At 58.8% G+C, this 16,904-nt stretch carries 18 protein-coding genes and 2 tRNA genes; 9 read left to right on the top strand and 11 right to left on the bottom strand.

What is annotated here, in order from left to right; all coding sequences use genetic code 11:
• Positions 1-31 precede the first annotated feature (31 nt).
• On the bottom strand, positions 32-1,123 hold the full coding sequence (locus tag HFO71_RS18190; protein WP_132609735.1) for an extracellular catalytic domain type 1 short-chain-length polyhydroxyalkanoate depolymerase: 1,092 nt from the start codon (positions 1,121-1,123) through the stop codon (positions 32-34).
• Positions 1,124-1,465: 342 nt separating this feature from the next.
• Here HFO71_RS18190 and HFO71_RS18185 point away from each other — a divergent pair, with 342 nt between their 5' ends.
• A complete protein-coding gene (locus HFO71_RS18185; protein ID WP_025394249.1) occupies positions 1,466-1,873 on the top strand; it encodes a low affinity iron permease family protein in 408 nt (135 codons plus the stop codon).
• A 100-nt stretch (positions 1,874-1,973) separates the two neighbouring features.
• Here HFO71_RS18185 and HFO71_RS18180 read toward each other — a convergent pair whose 3' ends face one another.
• The 4 genes from HFO71_RS18180 to HFO71_RS18165 all read right to left on the bottom strand — a co-directional run bounded on the left by HFO71_RS18180 (position 1,974) and on the right by HFO71_RS18165 (position 6,488).
• Positions 1,974-2,333, bottom strand: coding sequence for a low affinity iron permease family protein (locus HFO71_RS18180; RefSeq protein ID WP_017960159.1), 360 nt, complete (start codon positions 2,331-2,333; stop codon positions 1,974-1,976).
• A gap of 147 nt (positions 2,334-2,480) precedes the next feature.
• Positions 2,481-4,598: a catalase gene (gene katE, locus HFO71_RS18175; protein WP_131640255.1), complete on the bottom strand. Its 2,118-nt coding sequence runs from the start codon at positions 4,596-4,598 to the stop codon at positions 2,481-2,483.
• A 205-nt stretch (positions 4,599-4,803) separates the two neighbouring features.
• Positions 4,804-5,703, bottom strand: a complete 900-nt coding sequence (locus tag HFO71_RS18170; protein WP_077981192.1) for a hypothetical protein — start codon at positions 5,701-5,703, stop codon at positions 4,804-4,806.
• Positions 5,704-6,251: 548 nt separating this feature from the next.
• On the bottom strand, positions 6,252-6,488 hold the full coding sequence (locus HFO71_RS18165) for a hypothetical protein (RefSeq protein ID WP_131640253.1): 237 nt from the start codon (positions 6,486-6,488) through the stop codon (positions 6,252-6,254).
• A 307-nt stretch (positions 6,489-6,795) separates the two neighbouring features.
• Here HFO71_RS18165 and HFO71_RS35855 point away from each other — a divergent pair, with 307 nt between their 5' ends.
• Entirely contained in the window at positions 6,796-6,975 is a 180-nt protein-coding gene (locus HFO71_RS35855) for a hypothetical protein (protein WP_020049667.1), read from the top strand.
• A gap of 210 nt (positions 6,976-7,185) precedes the next feature.
• Here HFO71_RS35855 and HFO71_RS18160 read toward each other — a convergent pair whose 3' ends face one another.
• Positions 7,186-7,389 (bottom strand): hypothetical protein, encoded by a 204-nt coding sequence (locus tag HFO71_RS18160; RefSeq protein WP_131640252.1) that lies wholly within the window; start codon positions 7,387-7,389, stop codon positions 7,186-7,188.
• Between the two features lie 176 nt (positions 7,390-7,565).
• Positions 7,566-8,735: an FAD-dependent monooxygenase gene (locus HFO71_RS18155; RefSeq protein ID WP_221988249.1), complete on the bottom strand. Its 1,170-nt coding sequence runs from the start codon at positions 8,733-8,735 to the stop codon at positions 7,566-7,568.
• Between the two features lie 246 nt (positions 8,736-8,981).
• Here HFO71_RS18155 and HFO71_RS18150 point away from each other — a divergent pair, with 246 nt between their 5' ends.
• Positions 8,982-10,919 (top strand): multicopper oxidase domain-containing protein, encoded by a 1,938-nt coding sequence (locus tag HFO71_RS18150; RefSeq protein ID WP_131640250.1) that lies wholly within the window; start codon positions 8,982-8,984, stop codon positions 10,917-10,919.
• Between the two features lie 298 nt (positions 10,920-11,217).
• On the opposite strand, the gene HFO71_RS18145 is transcribed toward HFO71_RS18150, so the two are convergent.
• Complete coding sequence (locus HFO71_RS18145; RefSeq protein WP_027666056.1) at positions 11,218-11,472, bottom strand: hypothetical protein; 255 nt, start codon at positions 11,470-11,472, stop codon at positions 11,218-11,220.
• A gap of 125 nt (positions 11,473-11,597) precedes the next feature.
• Here HFO71_RS18145 and HFO71_RS18140 point away from each other — a divergent pair, with 125 nt between their 5' ends.
• A complete protein-coding gene (locus HFO71_RS18140; protein ID WP_131640249.1) occupies positions 11,598-11,912 on the top strand; it encodes a hypothetical protein in 315 nt (104 codons plus the stop codon).
• Positions 11,913-12,433: 521 nt separating this feature from the next.
• Here HFO71_RS18140 and HFO71_RS18135 read toward each other — a convergent pair.
• A tRNA-Asn gene (locus HFO71_RS18135) sits at positions 12,434-12,508 on the bottom strand.
• Between the two features lie 117 nt (positions 12,509-12,625).
• Between HFO71_RS18135 and HFO71_RS18130 the strand changes: the two genes are divergently transcribed.
• Both HFO71_RS18130 and HFO71_RS18125 read left to right on the top strand, forming a co-directional pair.
• Complete coding sequence (locus HFO71_RS18130; RefSeq protein WP_221988248.1) at positions 12,626-12,943, top strand: hypothetical protein; 318 nt, start codon at positions 12,626-12,628, stop codon at positions 12,941-12,943.
• A 102-nt stretch (positions 12,944-13,045) separates the two neighbouring features.
• On the top strand, positions 13,046-13,387 hold the full coding sequence (locus tag HFO71_RS18125) for a hypothetical protein (protein ID WP_131640248.1): 342 nt from the start codon (positions 13,046-13,048) through the stop codon (positions 13,385-13,387).
• Here the strand turns inward: HFO71_RS18125 and HFO71_RS18120 are convergent.
• The gene (locus HFO71_RS18120; RefSeq protein WP_131661187.1) at positions 13,384-13,722 is read right to left on the bottom strand and encodes a KTSC domain-containing protein; all 339 of its coding nucleotides are present in this window, start codon (positions 13,720-13,722) and stop codon (positions 13,384-13,386) included. The two genes, HFO71_RS18125 and HFO71_RS18120, sit on opposite strands and share 4 nt — an antisense overlap.
• A gap of 262 nt (positions 13,723-13,984) precedes the next feature.
• Between HFO71_RS18120 and HFO71_RS18115 the strand changes: the two genes are divergently transcribed.
• Positions 13,985-14,058: transfer RNA gene (locus HFO71_RS18115), tRNA-Cys, on the top strand.
• A gap of 71 nt (positions 14,059-14,129) precedes the next feature.
• Here the strand turns inward: HFO71_RS18115 and HFO71_RS18110 are convergent.
• On the bottom strand, positions 14,130-14,429 hold the full coding sequence (locus tag HFO71_RS18110) for a hypothetical protein (protein ID WP_131640246.1): 300 nt from the start codon (positions 14,427-14,429) through the stop codon (positions 14,130-14,132).
• 484 nt (positions 14,430-14,913) lie between these two features.
• Between HFO71_RS18110 and HFO71_RS18105 the strand changes: the two genes are divergently transcribed.
• Entirely contained in the window at positions 14,914-15,579 is a 666-nt protein-coding gene (locus tag HFO71_RS18105) for a protein-L-isoaspartate O-methyltransferase family protein (RefSeq protein ID WP_221988246.1), read from the top strand.
• A 334-nt stretch (positions 15,580-15,913) separates the two neighbouring features.
• Positions 15,914-16,789, top strand: coding sequence for a PopZ family protein (locus HFO71_RS18100; protein WP_131640245.1), 876 nt, complete (start codon positions 15,914-15,916; stop codon positions 16,787-16,789).
• Positions 16,790-16,904: the final 115 nt, after the last annotated feature.

Here is a 16,904-nt window from a genome sequence, read left to right as displayed (position 1 = left end):
CGGGTTCTGACGGCCGTCGTATGCCTTGCGACTATCGCAGCAGTCCGGCGGACCGAAGGGCGTCTTCAATGATTTTCTGAATGCCGCCACGGTCGCTGTCCGCGCCGAATGGGCCTGCGACGTTTTCCGGTTGCGAAGCAAAGGCTTTTGCATCGCGCCGTTTTTCAAATGAGGGGACCAGACCCCAGGACCTGGCAATTTCGACGGTCGATGAAATTCCGACGTCAAGCATGAAGGGGCCGCTTGCTCCGTAGCCGGTGCCGACATCGAGCGGCGTGCCGTGATCCATCCCGGCAATCGTATAGAGCTCGATCACGTCGACACCGTGAGCATCGGTCCAGACCTTTCGCTGGTGTCTTCCGATATCTTCGACGCGGCCCGGCGATGCGTCGACACCGTGGATATTTTTCCATTGCTCCACGATCGCATTCGCATTGGATGGCACGACGGTTCTGTCTGCGGTTCCCTGCCAGAGTGATAATGTCGGCCACGGGCCTTTGTGCCCTGAAGCGTTTCTCAATCGCAGTTCAAGCTCTTTGCCAGTCGGACTGCCATGGCCGCGCATTCGGTCGAACGCCTCGGGAATGGTTGCTGCACTTGCATATGGCAGGCCTGCGATGATTGCGCCGCCTGCAAAAACCTCAGGATAGGTGGCGAGCATGGCTGCGGCCATGGCGCCGCCGGCCGAAAGCCCGGTCACGAACACGCGCCTGCCGTCGATACCGTGTTCCGCAACGACCTTTGCGATCATCCGGCGAATGGAAAAGACCTCGCCGTGATCCCGGCTTATGTCCTCCGGGTTAAACCAATTGAAGCAGAGGTTTGGATTGTTTGCCCGTCGTTGCTCGGGAAGCAGCAGCGCGAAGCCATAGTCCTCGGCCAATCGCGACCACCCGGACCCAATATCATATCCGGCGGCGGTCTGGGTGCAGCCGTGCAGGACAACGACAAGGGCCATGTCTTTCCCGCGCTTCGACGGCAAATAGATGTAGCCCCCCAAAGCGCCCGGGTTTGAGCCAAATGCGTCCAAGGCGACGAGATCGGGATTGTCCTGCGAGGGTCGGGCGCGAAGGGTTCCTCGCAGCGCAGCAAGGCGTGCGAGGGTGTCTGACATAGATCTCATTGAAAGTCTCCGCCAATCAGCAGCCGGGACGGCGGTGATGCTGAACTAAACGCGTCAGTCTACGAAAAGGTTGCTGCGCTGCACAATGTTTTCTGGCGCGTTTTTGGTTGGGCGGGCCACTTCTCCTGAGTGAACCAGCTAAGCTATTCAGATATCTTATTTCTTTTGCCCGGCAGGGGGAACATCCGTGAAGGTACGGGTTATCAGCGACAATCTTCTCCGCGGGCAGCGAAGGAAGAGCGTCGGACCTCTTGATTGACCTCGGCGGCGCGAGGAACTTCGGCCGGTATGTAGAGTTGATGTTGTCGATTGACAGCATTGCGACCCAACGAGGCTTTACAGATGTCGAACAAATCCAACTTCTTCTCTTCCTTTGCGACCACCGTCGCCGATCTCTCGGGAAAGCCGTTCACCTTTGTCGCGGCTTTGGCGCTGGTGCTTGTCTGGGCGGTTTCCGGCCCTTTTTTCGGCTATTCAGAGACCTGGCAACTTGTGATCAACACCACTACCACCATCATTACCTTCTTGATGGTATTTGTGTTGCAGAACAGCCAGAACCGTGACGGAAAGGCTCTGCAGGCCAAACTTGACGAACTCATCCTGACGAGCCAGGCGGCCAATAAGTTTGTCGGCATCGAAAAGTTGGATGAGGGCGAACTCAGGGAAATGAGCAAGACCCTTGCCGAGAAAGCAGAATGCGTCGAGGACAAAGCGGATGAGAAATCTGCCGCAGAGGCAGCGTCCGTCTAGGACATGTCGCGCAAAACTGTGCAGCAGTTTTGCGATAACGACACGCGTAACAGTAAAGATCTGAAGCGCGAGGAGCGAATCTGAAAGATTGCGACGCGCTTTAGGTCGAGGTCTCGGAGGTTTGGCCGTGGTGTAGCTGGCGCATTCCCTCTATCGCGTCGGCATCTTTCTTCTCAGCCGCAATCCAGTGGTTTCCTGCTTCGCTCGATCGGATCAGTTCGTCGAGTTTGGCATGGAGCGCCGTCATGTCCCGGTTTTGGGAGTGCTGCACCAGCAGCAAGATAAAAAATATGATGAGGGTACCCACCATATTGGTCAGCAAAAACCACTGCCTTGGGAAGGAAAAGCTGAGACCCACTGCCGCCCAAATGGCTGCGAACGCGATCAGCGTGACAGGAACCACACGATGGCCTGCCCACAAGACGACCAAATCAGAGATCTGTCGAAAGTGCGAGCGCATACGGCTCTCCACAGCGCGGAAAACTGGAGATGGAGCAGCTTCCATCACCTCAGCTCAATAAATAGGGCACCGCAAACGACATAAAACCCGCGTTTCCGCGGGTTTTATTCGACGACTAGCCCCTCGTGTCGTTATGGCGACGAGACGTCAATTCAATTTGACCGATGGCTCCCGGCCCCAGACACGCAGTTTGCCAAGCGCCTTGATAAAAGCCGGAACGTCTTTCGCCGCTGCGAGCGCCATCACGCCCTCATCCAGTGAATCGGCAATTCCGGCCTTCTGCATGAGTGGCAGCGCTGTTTCCACGTAACCGATGTACTTGCAGTGTACGAAGGCGTCCGCCACGAAATCGCGGGCCGTTGCCTCCTTCAGCAGATCGCCGGTTCCCTCGGCTGAGGGGAGGAGGGCGACGGCGTCGTAAAGTACCGAAGGTCCGCCGTCGATCATCTGATGCGCCTCGATCCAATTGCCGTCCGAGAGCGTCACGCCGCCGATCTTCGGTGCGATCACTTCGAAGGCCGCCTTCTGCTCGGTGATCTCGGCAAGCAGCGCCTTGAAGATAGCGGCATCGGTGCCATCGCTGACAAGAATGCCGAGCTTGCGTCCTTCGAACCGCTTCGGACCGCGCTCGACAATGCTGAGCGCCGGCGACGGCTCGAGATCCTGCCGCGTCGGCATGGCGGCATCGGCAGGCTTCGGCATCGATTTGAAGCCGAGTGCGTGGCCGACCTTGCTGGCAAGGGTCTCATCGATGTTCATCAGATGCGAGACCATGCGCTCACGAATGACTGGCGTTTCGACCTTGCTCAACTCGAAGGTCAGCGCAGCGGCGATATGGCGTTGTTCCGGTGGAGTCTGGCTGATGTAGAATTGCCGGGCCTGGCTGTAATGATCGGCGAAGCTTTCCGGCCGCAGCCGAACCTTGGCACCCTGTTCTTCGGCCGGGAAGTGGCGGTAGCCTTGAACCGGCGATTCCCGCGGCCCCTGATTCCACGAGTTCGGCTGGTAATTGACGCGCCCGACGGGATTGCGCATCGCCATGTGGCCATCCTGCTGGAAATTGTGGAAGGGACACTTCGGCGCGTTGATCGGCAGATGGGTGAAATTTGGACCGCCCAGACGTTTCAGCTGCGTGTCGAGATAGGAGAAGTTCCGTCCCTGCAGAAGGGGATCGTTGCTGAAGTCGATGCCAGGGGGCACGTTTTGCGTCATGAAGGCGACCTGCTCGGTCTCTGCAAAAAAGTTGTCGGGCATTCGGTCGAGCACAAGACGGCCGATCGGTTTGACCGGAAGGATCTCCTCGGGAATGATCTTCGTCGGATCGAGGATGTCGAAGTCGAACGTGTCGGCGAAGTCCTGATCGAAAAGCTGCACGCAGAGTTCCCATTCCGGAAAGTTTCCCGACTGTATCGCCTGCCAGAGGTCGCGGCGATGGAAATCCGGATCCGCACCATTGATCTTGACCGCCTCGTTCCAGGCGACGGATTGCAGGCCGAGTTTCGGCTTCCAATGGAATTTGACGAAGGTCGATTCATCCGCTGCGTTGACAAAGCGGAAGGTGTGAACGCCGAAACCCTCCATGAAACGGAACGATCGCGGGATAGCGCGGTCCGACATCACCCACATGATCATGTGCATGCTTTCGGGCGTGAGGCTGATGAAGTCCCAGAAATTGTCATGCGCCGACTGCGCCTGCGGAAATTCCTTGTCGGGCTCCGGCTTTACGGAATGGATGACGTCGGGAAACTTGATCGCGTCCTGAATGAAGAAGACCGGAATATTATTGCCGACCAGGTCCCAATTCCCCTGCTGCGTATAGATCTTGACCGCGAAACCACGCACGTCGCGCGCCAGATCGAAGGAACCCTTGCTACCTGCGACGGTCGAAAATCGGACGAAGGCCGGCGTCTTTTCGCCTGGCCGCTGGAAAAGATCGGCCCGGGTATAGGCGGCCAGCGATTCATATGTTTCGAAATAGCCATGCGCGCCGTAACCGCGTGCATGGACGACCCGCTCGGGGATGCGCTCGTGATCGAAATGAAAGATCTTCTCGCGAAAATGGAAATCATCGATGACGGCAGGGCCGCGGGCACCGAGACGAAGCGTATTCTGATCATCTGAGACGGGTCCGCCCTGCGCTGTAGTCAGCACCGGTTTGCCGTCTTCGGCAAACTGATGAAGCTCACCGCCTACACCTCGGTGCAGTTTCTGATCGTGGATCGTTGCGTCGTCCGAGGGCGAGGTTTGGGAGGTCTTCTTGGCCATCTACATTCTCCGGAAAAAAATTTGACTTAACCGAAGCTCCTCAACGGCCACATGTTCCGCCCGATGCGAAATAAACTGCCATGGGGAAAAAGCCTTGCAGCGCACGATCACCCAACCGCAGCAGAGCCTGGGATGGCGCCGCATAAAAGGGCGCGGGGCCTTGCGGCCCCGCGCCCCAATTTCCGTTGACCCTGAGCCTCGGACCTTAGATCCGGGGCGTGACGAGGAGGTCTTCCTCTTCGTCACGTTGCGACCCGCCAAAGGCCGCGGCGGCAGCAGCGATGAAAGCCCCGATCAGAAGTGACAACGCGCCGAGCAATGCCGTGGTGGAGGCAGCCTTGCGTGCCTCATCGGCGGCTTTCTGGGCGGCGACCTTGGCGTCGTCGATGCGCTTCAGCACAGTGTCGACGCGCGTGCGTGCATCGGCTTCGGAAAGACCGGTGCGAGCAGAGACGATGGTGGCCAGATAGGCCTTGTCGTCATCCGGGATCTGGCCGGCGGCAGCACCGTTGAGGAGGATGCGAGAAACCTCAGCCGTTGCAGCAGTATCATCGGATGTTGCTCCTGCACGGGCCTGTTCCGGACGCAGCAAAGCGTCAGTAAAATAAGCGGTAGGCAGATCCGCGGCCGATGCCGTCGACGACGCTGCTGCCGTACCTGCGGCGCTGGCCGCTGAACCCACGGCTTGTGCGCCCGCACCGGCAAGCGAGGTCAGCGACGAGGCTAGAAATCCGGCAACGAAGATCGTCGCCAGCGCCCAGCTGATGAAGCCATGCGCGGTATCGCGGAAGAACACCTCGTCGGTGTGCACGGCTGCCCACTTCGTGCGCAGCCGGCCGGTGATATAGCCTCCGAGCCCGGAGGACAGCCATTGCACGACAACGAGCCAGATCGCCGCCGTCACCCCGACCGTGCCGAGTGAACTGCTTTGCCCCGACCAGGGCGACACCATCGTCAACCCGACCCCGGATCCAAGCAGCAAAAGAATGAGGGTCACGCCGATGGCCGCAGCGGCGCCCCCGAAGATCGGCCCCCATGTCATGGCGGAATTGGAGGATTCGACTGGGGTAGCAATCTCCCCGGAACCTGTCATTGAAACCGACATGATCTCTTCCTATCGCATAAACAGAGCAAGAAGGATGATGATCGGCAGTGGAACACCAAGCAGCCAAAGCAGAATACCGCGACCCATGAGAGACCTCCTGTCAGAAACTGACGTTACGTGGTTGATGCCACTCAACTTTTATCCACGGCGTTTGTTCCCGAGCGGCTTCTATCTGGGTTGTGCGTCAAGCTGGGCTGCTTCAGCAGCGGCTGAGCCGCTCACGTGGGCCGGCTTGCCCGCGCGGGTTCAGCCGAAACCCGACACGATCTGGCGCAATCTCCTTCAATCGCGCGGCAGCTTCTGAAGTAACAGCACATTGTCGGACCGGTTGCCGCATCCTTGACATTTGAGGCGCCTGGCGAGCTTGGCGAGAGACAGGTCATCGCCGTAGCGCCGGGCAATTTCCTGCCGGTCGATAGATGTTTCGTGACGGCATCTGCGGCAACGAGCATGGATGATATACCACCGCGGCAGGGTCGACAGCGTTTCCTTTTCGATTTCGACTGCATGGCTATCAGGGGGTGCGAGCTCAATACTGCGGCGATGTTTCATGCCCGTTCGACAGTCGGTGTCCATCTACGTGTCATGCCGCAGTTCATCCCTGTTTCCGCAAGAGCAAGCTGAAGCCGCAGGTGACGGCAATCCAGCAGCAATGTCGTAATGGCGGCGCGGATGTCCCCATCATGAAAGGCGACAACTGCGTCGACTTCTCCTCTCAGCGCTTCTTCTGCCAGTTTTTCAGCTATCTGCGGACGCACGACCTCGCTCTCCTTCAGAGTTTCCACCGCAAGTTTTCAGATTGGCGGCCACTAAGCCGATGTTCCTATTATGTTCCGTTCGGTTCGCGAGTCAAGAGTGGCAGAAGCGGAGTTTCCGTCGCTTTTAAACGGAAACAGTTCGAGAGCCCCGGTTGCCGTTGCAGAGCCTGCGAAGGTCGAAGAGAATCTTGCACGTTCGGAGCTAACGCCAACCGAGGAGCGCGCCTATATGTTGAGGCTCAAGATATCTGGGAGCAGATGAGTTCTGGGAAAATTTCTCCCGGCATTCCGAAGGGGAGAGGCTCTCATCGCGTCGAAAACTGGAGAAGCCTAGATGAACAGATTTCAGGCATTTGTAGCAGCCGCGGCAATCAGCCTTGCCGCCATGACCTCGGCCTGCTCGACACCACCAAATTCATATGGCTCAGCATCAGGATATCAGCCGGGTGATTCAATGAACCCGGCCTGTGCGGATGGATTCCGACCCGGCGACGGCCGTTCATGCAGCTACTAGAGGCCGGCGTCTGTTTGTCGGTACAAGCATGCGCTGTCCGGACGCTTCAGCGCTCAGGTTCCTGAAGCGTGAAATCGGCGTGGCACCGGCGGGCTATTTCGCCGGTTGGCGACCGGCAATATAAGCGCGCCAGCCGGTGATTTTATCGACCATACCTGCTCTCGTGGCTGTTCAGTGCGCGATGGCGGAATCGTCCGTCATGGACCTTTCCTACTTGTTTGTGCGGCCGCGCTGTTTGGGGTTTACGCCGCCAAATCGGTTGGTGTCGTTGGCCACATCGCCTTCTTCAGTGTTCTGCCCGGCAATATCGTCCGCGCCCTTGTCACGATGCAGCCCCTTCGACTGTCCGATACCCGGATCCCGCTCGAGATCTGCATCGGTAGGGCGAGTTGACTTGGGATGTTTGGAAGTCATGATTTTCCTCCGTTTCGTTGCCTGGATGCAAAACAGCTGCCGGCTGCGAGAGTTCCGGTGAAAACGGAATTAAGCGGGTATATTGGGTGTCTTAATCAGAACACCCAGGGGCGGCTGATCGCCTCCAGACCAGCCTGTCGTTGTCGCAATACCTTGCGCAGCGTTGTACGATCTGTTTAGGCCGCAGCCTGCACCGGCTCGAAATCGATGTCGAGGACCGCGTCGAGTTGGCGATCCATGAAGCGCTCCGGGATACTCTTCACCACGCGATTGCGAAGTGGAACAACGAGTGAATTTTGCCACTGGGCCACCTTTGCGTAGAGGCGGGACCCGGAGGCGAGGCGATGCGCGCGACCGACGCGCCGGGCATCGTATTCGTGCAGGGTCTCATCGATCGGAAGGCGGCCGAGAAGCGATGCGAGTACCGCTGCATCCTCTATCGACAAGCCCGCGCCCTGTCCGAGATCGGGCGTCACGGCATGAGCAGCATCGCCAAGCAGGACAATTCTGCCATGCGTGAAGGACGGCATGAGGTCGAGATCCTCGATGTCAGTCCAGATCACGGCGTCTGAAGAGGTGCTGGCGAGCACCTCCGGAACAGGATCGTGGAATTCGGCAAACATGGCCTGGAGTTCGGTGAGCCCAATCTTGGCCAAGTTAGGATCCTTGATTCTGCGGGCGCCGCAGCACGCGAACCAGTAGATCCGTTCGCCCGGAATGGCGGCCAGGCCGATACGTTTGCCGGCAGCACCCCAACTCTCCGAGAGGCGGGTCGGATCAAATACCGCCGGTATTCCAGGCGAGATTGCGCGCCAGCACGTATAGCGCGCGAAACGCTCACGCGCTTCGCGGAATACCGCCTTGCGTATGGCGGAATGGACGCCATCGCAGGCAAGCACGAGGTCGGCTTCGACGGTATGGCCATTTGCAAACCTCAGTACGGCACCGGCCTCATGCGTTCGTGCGCCCACGCATTCCATGCCGAGGCGAATGGCTGATTGAGGCGCCGCCGATAACAGAGCGTGGTGCAAGCCGCCGCGATGAAGCACCACCATGCTGAGATGGCCATAGCGCTGGCTGAAGTCCGCCAGGTCCGTCGTCTGCAGCACGTCACCGCTGTGATCCAACAAAGCGATGCAGTCAATATGCTGCGCCTCGGCGAGCACGGCATCATAGAGACCGAGCGTGCGCAAGGCGCGCAACGCATTGGCGCTGAGGCTCAGGCCCGCCCCGATCGGATTTAACTCCGGCGCCTGTTCATAGATTTCGACCTCGTGGCCGATGAGGCTAAGACCCCTTGCCATAGCCAAACCTGCAATGCCAGCGCCGACGATGACGATGCGCATGATGTCGCTCCCCATGCCGTGAGCTGCTGTGAGACCGAACGCCTGACGTTCCTGGAGCGTTCCATCGACCTGAGAAATCGATCAAGTAACTCAGCGGCGGAGGGCGAGCGACCGGCTGCCGATACCGTGAACGATCTCGGCTACACGGCGCGAATTTCCAATTGAAGCGTTTGTCTTGACGGCGTCGCCCTTGCCGGCGGCGGCGTCCGCTCCAAATCAAGTGCCAATATTATCAAAGGCGGAACGATGCTGATTCAGCCAGTTGATTACTTTCTGCTTGTTTGGTTTGCACTTGCCCTTGCGTCCACCTTGTACGTTGCCTGGGACCAGTACGCCAACAATCCCGAACCGGTGGTGATGAAGTGGGGCTTCATCCTCGTCACGCTCTACCTCGGTCCCTTCGGGTTGCTGATCTATGTGCTCGCCGACAAGGAGCCACGGCCAGGCACGCACGAGGAGTTCGTCAAACCGTTGTGGAAGCAGGGCATCGGCTCCACGATCCACTGCGTGGCGGGAGATGCCACCGGTATCATCATCGCCGCGGTGATCGTCGCGCTACTGGGTCTGCCAATGTGGCTCGACCTGATCGTCGAGTACATCGCCGGTTTCGCGGTCGGCCTCTTCATCTTCCAGGCCCTCTTCATGAAGAACATGATGGGCGGCACCTACTGGGAAAACGTACGAAAGTCCTTCCTGCCTGAGTTCATCTCCATGAATTTCATGATGGCCGGCATGGCGCCCGTCATGAGCTTCCTGATGATGGGCCGCGATATGCGCGCCATGGAACCGACCGAACTCCTATTCTGGGGTGTCATGTCGTTGGGGGTCATGGCCGGGTTCGCCTTCGCCTACCCGTCCAATGTCTGGATGGTCGCCCGTGGTCTCAAGCACGGTCTGATGACCGATCGCGGCGATTCGGATGATGCCAAGCATGCGCGCGAAAACCGTTCGGAGCCCGCCGTACCAGCGCATGAGCACAAGCAAAACCATCAACACGCGGCGATGGAAGCTCCGCGGTCGCCGCGTCGCGGCAGCGCTCCCCATCATAATGGCCGCGGTTCCGGTCACGACATGGTCCCGGATGCGCCTGTGCCACAACTCGCCGCCGTTGGCGGCATTTCGCTGATGTTGTTGCTGTTCGGCATGGTTGCCCCTGCCAACTGGGTCAATATGACGTTGAGTGCGCGCGATGTCGGGGGCGCCATCATGCCGCCGGGCATGATCATGGATCGCGACACGCCGGCCGAGGCAATGCTGGATATGGCGGCGATCCATCCACGCTATATCACTGCTACCTATGGCCTCGACACGCGCGGCGACCGTGTGCTCGAACCGCGCATTGAAGACGGCGTCAAGGTCTTCAATATGGAGACTAAGGTCGTTCGTTGGACGATTCTGCCCGGGATCACCGTCGATGCCTACACCTTCAATGGCCAGCTACCCGGTCCGCGGGTTCACATCCGTGAGGGTGATCGCGTCCGCATCAACGTGAAAAACAGTTTGCCCGAAAGCACGTCAGTGCATTGGCACGGCTTGGTCCTTCCCAATGAGATGGACGGACCGGCAGAAATCACCCAACCGCCGATTGATCCGGGCGAGACCTACGTCTACGAATTTACTGCCAGGCAGTCGGGTTCATATTTCTATCACTCGCACGACCACGTCGACCGGCAGCAGGCTCTGGGCCTCTATGGCGCGCTGATGATCGATCCGGCGCAAGCCGATCCGACCACGATTGCAGACCGCGAATATGTCATTCTCCTGCAGGAATGGCTGAAGCGCGAGGGCCTCACCTATCCAGCCATGCCGATGGATGGCGGGCAGCCCAACTACTTTACCATCAACGGCCGTGCCTATCCCGAGACAGACATCATCAAAATAAAGGTCGGCGAAACCCTGAAGGTGCGCTTTGTCGGGTCGAACAATGGCTTCATCCATCCGATGCATATTCATGGTGGACCGTTCACCGTCGTTGCCCGTGACGGCATCAACCTCTCGCCAACAGCGCGCTTTGAGGCCGACACCGTTAATGTCGGCCCAGGACAGCGCTACGACGTTATCTGGACGGCGCTCAATCCCGGCAAATGGCTCATTCACTGCCACATCGGGCACCACACGACCAACAACAATACCGAAAGCGAAGGGGGCGGCGGCCTGATGATGGTCATCGAGGTCGAGGCCTGACAAACAACCGCCGCAACATCGGCCCGCCCACGATACCGCGTCGGTCCACCCCTGGTCACGGCAACGCGCTTGTTGAGACGTGCTGCAGGGGTCAGGAACGTCTCTGTGCGCAGGTCGGTCAACCTTCCGTCCGCCGCGATCCAGCGGGCGCCGGCAAGACCGATCCCGCTCGTCCCTCCCATGGTCAGAATTCATTTCCCAGAGAGCGCTCACCAAACACCACGTGGCCGGCGCAAGCACGATCCGCGCCACCAGCAGGGAGCCGGCCGGTTGTTATTTGATTGCCAGTCCACCCTTGCTACCGTTTTTTCCGGAGGTCACCTGGCAAAGCGTCGATGAGTTGATGCACTTTTCCGGTGGCGAATACGATGTCCTCGCGCGGCAGATGGACTGTTATCTCAATCTCTTCCCACCTGCCGCCATGGTCTTTTGCGAACCTGACCGCGGCTTCCAAAGAGGTGAATTGCACGGCCGGTGCCTTGGCGGTCCAGAACTGCACGCTGCAGTCCGCCGCACTGTAATCTAAAAATGCTTTTTCGGGATCGAGAGCCATGGTGTTTGCTGTACACCGCCGGCGGTTGGTTGGCTAGCGAATGCCTACCTGTCGTAGATGCTGGCAGCCGTTCATCGGAGGTTAATCCTCATTAACCCAGAATCGCAGCCTGAAAGGATGCGCCGATGAAGATGCTTTTTTCCTCACTTGCAGCCATGATCTTGTCTGCATCTTTCGCCCTGCCGCTGAACGCCACGCCGATCGTCGTGCAGAATGCAGTACATATGCATACCCTCGACGTCGAGCAGGTCAAACACCGTCGCCACGGTAATGGACATGCGTATGGCCATTGGAAGAAACACCGGTACGCTTACCGCGACTGCCGGTATTACGGCTCGTGCTATCGTCCGCGCTATTACGGCAGTCGCGACTATTACGGCTATCGCGACCATTACCCCTATCGTCGTCGGTCAGGTGTGACCGTGTATTTCGATTTTTAGCCGGCAGTAGCGACAGAACGGTCTTGGAGAACAAGAAAGGGTCGGGCGAATGCTCGCGCCGACCCTTCTTTGATTGCGTCAGCACGGTGCCAGTACATCCGTGGTCACCGGCAAAAGCCATCTGATAGATTGAATTTATGCGCCTCGCGAATTTTCGCAAGGATTAGGGGGTGCTGATTTAGGGCTAGGTGAGGGAGGCGCAATAACCACGGTGCGACGAGAAGTACGACACGCGCTCTGAGGGCGATAGTTGCTTGGCCGGGGGCGACCGCAAAACCTTAGTGTCATATTTTCCTATATCGAACTGCTTTCTCAAATGTGGTTCGATGCACCAACGGGAATGTTCCGCCGACCGCTTCGGTCCCGTCCTTACCCAAAAAACGAAACGCTGACGTCCGCTGCCATCAGTTTTGATCGCATACTCTTTGCGCTTCGGGCGCATTTCAAAAGCGGGAGGGAAATTGGGGAAGAAAGCGCCTGCATTCGGAGTTCTCAACGAAACAGGCGCTTAACTTGAAAAATGGCTCCCCGGGCCGGATTCGAACCGGCGACCTGTCGATTAACAGTCGAATGCTCTACCGCTGAGCTACCAGGGATCACTGCTTGGCGCGGTGTGAGTGGGCTAATACAAACGCTTTCCCGATTTGCCAAGCGGTTTTTTCAAAAAAATGAAATGAACTTGTATTTGGGATGCCTGCGCCCATCTCTGGGGAATGGCAAACGTGAATGATCGTCAGGAGACGAGAGGCGGCGAGGAGCGCAAGGCACGGGCAGTGCGCTTCGGCATCGATCATGCAAGCGGCAGGCTTGTGCTCGGCTCTTTCAGCATCGGCATGCCGCGCTCGCGCATCGCGCGGATGGCACTCGGCATGGCCCTCATTTTCTGCGGCGTATTGGGTTTCCTGCCCATCCTCGGCTTCTGGATGCTGCCGCTCGGCTTCCTCGTGCTCTCGCACGATCTGCCCTTCGCGCGCCGGCTTCGGCGGCGGCTGGCGGTCTGGTGGCACAGGCGGCGGAAACCGGCTGACTGATAGCCACCCCGGGGCGCTTCGGGGAACTGTGGATCGCTTTTCGCATTCGTGGTTTATGCAGTGTAAAATGCGAAAACGCACCACGATGGTTCAGGTGAGGAAATGAAGGCATTTCTTGTGGTCGCTCTATCGGCAGCGACGGTTCTTTCAGGCATTTCCGCCGAGGCCCAAGCCATCGACAGCCGCGGTTTCGACGCGCGCGGCGTCTGCCGCCGTCCGGAAGGCTGTGTGGTCGACCATGGTCAAGGCGGCAGCTACAACGGGCCTCGCAACTATCGCAATTTTAACGGTCGTAACGATCGCGACGACAGGAACGACCGCGAGCGAGACAATCGTCGCTACCGTTCTCAGAACAGGAGCGACAATTTCGACGCCGGAACCAGCCGCCTTGTCGCAGGCCCTGAGATTGAGCTGGGCGCGCAGCTCATCCACATTCGCGTCTAGTTGGACCTGAGTTCGCTTTCCTCGAAAGTGCCACCATGGTCCGGATCGAGTCCGGTCGCCATCAACAGGCTGCAAGCGGCAAGGAGGAGCACGAGCTTAACTGCGTAGGACGCAACAGAGAGCGGTTGTCTATGCGCCTGTGATACGCGACACGGCGCTATATAATATTTGTAGTAGAAATGCGGATCATCCGTTTCCAGCAGGTTATGGTAGACGTGCGGCGGAACATCCGCATGTTTCACCGGCGCAGAACCGGGAAATTTTACATAAAGATCCCGGGTTTCGGCATCATATGCGGCACGCACGCGCTTCGATTTGAGGGCAGCCCAATCCATCGCAAGCTCCTATACCCTCCCGGGCATAATTGAGGCCCGGACGAGGATCGAAGTCAAGTTAAGAATTTGTTTCAAATGCCATCATTGCCGGGAAATGGGGCATCGTTGCGGCCATGGAAATACCAGCCTGCGCCCGCGCCGTTCCGGGATGTAAAAATGGCCTTCTCGGCAGCAGCGGAATGGCGTTTTTCCGAAATGCCCTCTTGCGATTTCCTTACGATCATTCTAAACGCTCGCCACGGCTCAGATAACGAGCGCGTGAGGCCTCGTGGCGGAGTGGTGACGCAGAGGACTGCAAATCCTTGTACCCCGGTTCAATTCCGGGCGAGGCCTCCAAACATCTTCCACAAGACATAATCTGTATGAAACGCTGCTGGCTCAGCGGTACGGCATTGGCGTTTGCGATGCTACCAGATCCGCTGGTCGGGCGAAAAATCGAACTGTAACGGATTGATTCCCGTGAGGCGGTAGACCGCCTTCAGGCCACCTTTCCGGATTTGCGCCTGATATTGCAGATCGCTCAATTCAGGCCCCTCATTGAGGTCGGGGCCGGAGCCAAGCAGCCGTCGCATGCCTTGCGGCGAAATGCGGGTGAAGCTGCGAATCTCGCCGCTGCTGTATTTGATCAGCAGCAGTCGGGCATCGGCATTGTAGTGAAGCGCTTCCTGCCGCGATTGGATCATGAAGGTTTGCATGCGCACACCCATAGCGGAAGGCGAGGGCGCGGCAACAAAATGGTTGACGTAACGTTAATGCGCGTGCTGCTGTCGAGGGCTGGACTTCAAAGGAAAAGAACGCATGCCGGACAAGCGCTCGCCGACATGCATTGCCGCAGACGCGATGCGGGGATATATCCGAGTGCGCTTCGGCGCCCTATCGCTTCCAGGTCGTTTCGCCGTCCAGCAGCCCGCAGCAGAAGATGCCGATGAGCGCTGCGACGATGAAGAAATCGAACAGCGTGAAATATTCGATAATCGCAGACATGGCCTGCTCCTCCTATTTCCTCCGCTGCAGATCATAGCATGAAGGGGTAAAAGATTCCACGCTGGAGTTGCAGCGTCCGTCCTGCCCCTGTAGCGCGGAAGAGGCGCCTGCCGGATTCTTTTCGCCGGCGCCTACCAAGCCTTGAAAGCATCCGTGGCGGGGATTAAGAGACGGGGGACAGGAACCGCTTTTCAAGAGCCAGAGGACATGATGGATTTCGAAGCAGCGCGCGCAAAGATGGTCGATACCCAGGTTCGCACGACGGACGTTACCTCGCATTCCGTGCTGACGGCGTTTCTCACGGTGCCGCGTGAGGCTTTCGTGCCGGAGAAGGCGAAGCTGCTGGCTTATATCGACAACGACGTCGAGATCTCCGCAGCCGCTCCGGGAAAGCCTGCCCGCTTCCTGATGGAAGCGTCGCCGCTTGCCAAGCTGCTGCAGTTGGCAGCGATCACCAAAGACGACTTCGTGCTCGAGGTTGGCTGCGGTACGGGTTATACCTCGGCGCTCTTGTCGATCATTGCCGGCTCCGTCATCGCGCTCGAATGCGACGAAACGCTGGCCACTGAAGCGAAGGCGCAGCTTGCCGGCTACGCCAAGGTCGAGGTGGTGATCGGCCCGCTGGAACAGGGTTACGCTGCCGGCGCTCCCTATGATCTGATCTTCATCAACGGCGCAGTCGAAGAGGTTCCAGCTGCCCTTCTCGGCCAATTGCGCGATGGTGGCCGTCTGATCACCGTTGAAGGTTACGGCAATGCCGCCCGTGCCAAGGTCTTCGTCGCCGAGCGCGGCGCCATTTCGGAAAACGTCTTCTTCAACGCCTCGGTCAAGCCGCTGCCGGGTTTCGCCAAGGCGCGCGAATTCGTTTTCTGACAGCGTTCTTGTCGATGACATTCAGCGACGGGCGTCATCGGCGCCCGTTTTTTTGTCAACGCCGCTGGAAAGCCTTCACAAACATCATCTACCCTGACGCCGCCACGGCGGATCGGACGGATGTTATGCGCTTCAACTTCGGTTTTATGGGATGTTCCGCCGCAAAATCGCGACAGGCTTTGCGGGTGGCAAACATCAGGTAACAAAACTGTGCATGGCCGCATTCATTTGATTCGCGATGATTTTTTTCACGTCTGGGGTATTCTAAGGTCGTGGTGATTCGGATGAATGCTCCACACCATCCGGTCGTTGTTTTGGGATAACGGGGATAGAAATGGCTCAGCCAAGCGTAGCGCGTGAACCGTCCATGGAAGAAATTCTGGCGTCCATCCGCCAGATCATTGAAAGCAATGAGCCCGGCGCCGGCAAGGCGATTTCCGCATCCCTGCCGCCGGTCTACGGCGCCGACGAGGATGACAATGGCTCCGAAATTCATCTGACGGTCGACGATACCTATGCCGGCGTGGAATTCCCCGAACCGGTCATGCGCTCCTCCGATCCGCGTTTCGTCGCCGCCAATTCGGCCGGCACCGCCCCCGAAGCAGACGTTCCGGCCCGCGCTCTGTCGCTTGCCGATGTCGCCGCCCGCGTGCGCGCCGCCTCCGAGCGCAGCGCCGTGCAGGCCGGTCAGGCCCTGCGCGAAATTCCGAGCGGCTTCCGTCCGCCCGAACCGCAGCCGGCCGTGATGCCGGAGCCGCCGCGCGCTGCAGTTCCGCACCCGCAACTACATCAGCCGCGGCCAGTTTTCCCGGCGGCCGCTGCACCCGTTCAGAATGTTGCGATCCAGCAGCCGGCCGAGCCGGTGCTTGCGGAAACGCCAAGGGTCGCGGTCGCCGAGCCGGAGCCTGTCCTCGAAACGGCGCTGCCGGCCATGGAACCTGCTCAGTCGTCGACCGAGCGTTTCCTGCCGAGCGTTATGGACGAGGTCCAGCCGACGCTGCTTTCGGAGGATGCCGGCCTGCAGATCAGCCGCTCCTTCGAGGAACTCGCCGCTGCGATCGACGGTGCCGAGCGCCGCTCGCTGGACGAGATCGCAGAAGACATGCTGCGCCCGATGCTGCGTGAGTGGCTCGATGATAATCTGCCGACACTGGTCGAGCGGTTGGTGCGCGAGGAAATCGAGCGCGTGGCGCGCGGCCCGCGCCGCTGATCGGATTGCTTTTTCCTGAAAAGCCGCTCCGGTCTCCGGGGCGGCTTTTTTATTGACTTGGCCGTGACCATCCTATTTACAAACGCCACCCTCGAACCTCGAAATTGGTCAGAAA

The organism is Rhizobium laguerreae, from assembly GCF_019778565.1.
Lineage (GTDB): Bacteria > Pseudomonadota > Alphaproteobacteria > Rhizobiales > Rhizobiaceae > Rhizobium > Rhizobium laguerreae.
The sequence above is the reverse complement of the archived record's forward strand: the minus strand, read 5'-3'. Positions and strand labels throughout refer to the sequence as shown.